The following is a 2,586-nucleotide window of genomic DNA, read 5'->3' as shown; positions in this document are numbered from 1 at the left end:
TTGCCTTGCGCTATACTGGACGATGAAACCATACGGAAAGGCGGCGCATGCGCAACAGGCAGTGGATATTCGCGGTAATCGGGGGGCTTAGCTTCGTCTTGATGATGGGCAGCCTCGTGCTCACCTACATGAATGCAGGCGAACAGGGCGTCGGCTTGGCCGAGCTGGCCCCGTCGCTGGCGCTTGCCGCCGTTTTCCTGGTAAACGTCGTCCTGTCCAAGCAGAACAGGCGGAGGTAGAGGCGTCCCGTGGCAGGCGGCATCATCGGCGAAGAAGAAATCGAGAAGGTACGCGAGGCGAGCGATCTTGTGGCCATCATCGGCGAGCGCTCCCCGGTCAGGCAGCGCGGGCACGACTTCTGGTGCTGCTGCCCCCTGCATAACGAGAAGACCCCCTCGTTCAAGATCGACCCGGTCAAACAGCTGTGGCACTGTTTTGGCTGCGGCGAGGGCGGCGACGTGTTCGGCTATGTGATGAAGACCGAGGACCTGTCCTTTCCCGAAGCGGTGCGCAAGCTGGCCGACCGGGCGCACATCCCCTTGTCCGAGGGCGGCGGACGTAACAGCGGCGTTGCTTCAAGCTACAAGGAGCGCCTGAAGGCCGTGTGCGCGCAGACGTCCGACTTCTACCACAAGCAGCTCATGCGCAACCCCGAGCCGCGCGCGGCCGAAGCGCGCACCTACCTGTCCGGGCGCGGTTTGGGTGGTGAGGTGCCCAAACGCTGGCAGCTGGGCTTTGCGCCGGGCAACGGGCAGCTGGTGCGCCATCTGTCGTCTCTGGGGTTCAAACCCAAGGAGATGGTCGATGCCAATGTGGGCATGGAGGTGCAGGGCGGCAGCCTGCGCGACCGCTTCTACAACCGGGTGATGTTTCCCATCAACGATGCCCAGGGCGAGTGTATCGCGTTCGGCGGCCGCGTCATGGGCAAAGGCGAGCCGAAGTATCTGAACTCGCAGGAAACGCCCATCTTCCACAAGTCGCAGGTGCTCTACGGGCTCGACCATGCGAAGGGCCGTATGACAGCTACCGGCGTGGCGGTGGTCGTGGAGGGATATACCGACGTCATCGCAATGCACGAAGTGGGTATCGGCAACGCTGTGGCCACCTTGGGCACGGCGCTTACCATGAAGCATATCCGCGTGCTGTCGCGCCATGCCCAGCATAAGATCGTGTACCTGTTCGACGGCGACGAGGCAGGCCAGCGCGCTGCCGACCGCGCGCTCGGCTTCATCGACGGCTCCATGACGCCTGAGGCGGGGCGCAGCCGGGTGGAGCTCTGCGCCGTCACGCTGCCCGACAACCTGGACCCTGCCGACTTCATCGAGGCGCGCGGTGCCGAGGCTATGCAGGCGCTTATCGACGGCGCGCAGCCGCTGCTGAAGTACGGCATCGACCGCCGCCTTGCGGGCTTCGACCTGAGCAGTGCCGAAGGGCGTGCTCGGGCGCTGGCCGAAGCGCTGTCGGTACTGGCGCCCATCAAAGACTCCGCTTTGGCGAGGGACTACGCCGTGCAGATTGCAAGCCGCGTGCGCGCCCGCGAGGAGGATGTGCTGGTGCAGCTGTCCCAGCTGCAACCGCCCCGGCGCAGCGACCAGCGCGACGAGGAGCGCGAAGCTGTTGCGGATGTCCGGCCGACGGCGGGGGGCGGCGCGCAGGACGCGCGCCCTGCGGGGCCTGCGCTCACCCAGGGCGAAGTCAACAGGCGGCGTTTCGAACGGGAGTTCCTCAGCTTGATGGCCCAGAACCCCGCGGTCGCCCTGCAACATGCCGACGTGATCGCCCAGACCCAGTGGCACGACCGGGCGCATGCCGCTTTAGCGCAGAGCCTGCTCTCGACGCTTTCGGACGACCCTTCGGCCTCTGCGGCGCGCATCGTCACCGAGGCTTCCCGCGTGCTGCCCGCGGCCCCGGGCATCCTCACCTCGGGTTCGACGGCTTCTTCCGCTGCGCCGGCATCCCTTGCCGCCTTCTTGGTCGAAGAGCTGGCTATTGGCGATGCGGAGGATGCCGTGGACGCTATGCGCGCGCAGATGGCCGACCCGGCGTCGCTGGACCCCGATGAGTTCGAGATGCTGTTCCAGACCGTGTCTGCCATGCAGAAGGATCTCTCCCGCCGAAAGCTCGATCATAAGTCCCTGTCTTCCTGATCTTCCTGATCTTCCTGATCGCCTGTCTGTCCCTACGGTATCGGATGGGATGCTCGGCAGCCGTGGTATACTCGATCCAAGATAGAGAGGAGCAATCTATGAGCCCCTTCGTTTGGTTAGGCATCGCAGCCGTTATGGCTGTCATCGAGGTCCTGTCCCTGGGCCTTATTACCATGTGGTTCGTCGTCGGTTCCCTTGTCGCGTTCGCCGCCAACCTGCTTGGAGCCGGTCTGGTGGTGCAGTTGGTCGTGTTCTTTGTCGTGTCGCTGGTGTGCCTGGTGGTGCTGCGCCCCGTGTTCCTGAAGTACCGCAAGCGCGGTCAAGCGGCCGAGCCTACCTGCATCGGGCAGGAGGGCGTGGTTGCCGAGGATATCGACAACGATGCCATGATTGGCCGCGTCGAACTGCCGAATCGCATGACCTGGGCTGCGCGCTCTGC

At 64.7% G+C, this 2,586-nt stretch carries 3 protein-coding genes; all 3 read left to right on the top strand.

What is annotated here, in order from left to right; translation table 11 throughout:
- Window positions 1-47: 47 nt before the first annotated feature.
- The gene (locus RR842_RS13675) at window positions 48-239 is read left to right on the top strand and encodes a hypothetical protein (protein WP_332513494.1); all 192 of its coding nucleotides are present in this window, start codon (window positions 48-50) and stop codon (window positions 237-239) included.
- Between the two features lie 9 nt (window positions 240-248).
- On the top strand, window positions 249-2,147 hold the full coding sequence (dnaG, locus tag RR842_RS13670; protein WP_332730141.1) for a DNA primase: 1,899 nt from the start codon (window positions 249-251) through the stop codon (window positions 2,145-2,147).
- Window positions 2,148-2,245: 98 nt separating this feature from the next.
- On the top strand, window positions 2,246-2,586 hold a 341-nt coding region (locus tag RR842_RS13665; protein ID WP_332730139.1), incomplete at its 3' end, for an NfeD family protein.

This window comes from Gordonibacter sp. (assembly GCF_036667095.1).
Classification (GTDB): domain Bacteria; phylum Actinomycetota; class Coriobacteriia; order Coriobacteriales; family Eggerthellaceae; genus Gordonibacter.
Note: the sequence above shows the minus strand (reverse complement) of the source record. Positions and strands in the feature narration are given on the sequence as shown.